Raw genomic sequence first — 1,170 nt, forward strand, 5'->3', positions numbered from 1 at the left:
ACCATAGAGCCGTGCTCTTTGCTCCAGATTTCGGCTTCAAATGTCGAAACTTGTTGCTGCGGTGCATCAAAATAATCGGCGATCGCGTGGCGTGCTTGCTCACTCCAGTTTTGATGTAACCAAAGTGGCTTATCTAAGCGTAATTCCTGATGATAGAGCAAAGATTGCAGACGATCGTTGCCAGATTTAAGCAAACCATGTTTATCCAAAATCCCCATGTACTGCATACTTTGGTCAAAAATGGACTCTAAAATCGCCTGGCTTTCACGAGCAGCTGTCTCGCTGCGACGAATGCGTTGCAAGTAGTAGCTCAGTAGCAAAATGGCCACCAGCATCAACACGAACAAACTGCCAAACAAGCGAATTTCTTTGGCGAAACGCTCCGAAAATTCCATCGGCTTATTAAAAAAGACCGCCGAGGATTCTTGCTCTGCGCCCAACCCCCAGCGCACGACTGCTTGGTAATCGAGCTTGATTTCAGAATCGCCATTCACCACCGGAGGTAATGGTTCTTGTGGGTGGTCGAGCACTTGTTCAAGTAATCTAGCCGCTTCAACACCTTGGCGATAACCGCTTTGAATCACGCCGCCCACCGCGCCATGACCCAGTCCTACATCGTGCACCATAAACAATGGCGCGTTGGAGGCCTTGTTGATCTGAATCCAGTCACGCTCGCTGCCGACCACACCATCTTTGTCGCGGTAGTAAGTCCAAAACAGCACCACATTTTCTTTATTGAGTTGAGCGATTTTTTGCTTCAATGCTTCAACATTGTCAGGGACAAGTTGAGTGATCTTGTTGCGATAACGGTCATGTTGTTGGATAAAATCGTCAATCTCGTCGCGAAGTATTGCACCAGTCACTGAATGGTCACTGATGATGTAAATCTGCTTGTTGTCTGGATGCAAACGCTCGATCAGCGCTAAGTTCGCTTCTAAATCGACGTTCTCAATCACGCCGGTTGCGTTAAGTGATTGATGAAAGGAAGGACGGTAATTGTTGATGCCACAGAAAATCACTGGCGTGTCTTTGATCAGCGGCGCCAAGTGTTGCATCAATTCCAATGCATTGTTGTCCGTCACCAAAATGGCATCAAAACGCTCATCGCTCAACTTGGTGCGATAGAGCGATTCGAGCTGGGTAAAAAACTGCTCGCTCTGGTTACGCTTG

1 protein-coding gene is annotated in these 1,170 nt (G+C 47.7%); it reads right to left on the reverse strand.

The annotated features are described in order from the left end of the window. On the reverse strand, window positions 1-1,170 hold a 1,170-nt coding region (locus R7P74_RS24885; protein ID WP_318123311.1), incomplete at both ends, for an ABC transporter substrate-binding protein.

Source organism: Vibrio sp. 2033, assembly GCF_033339735.1.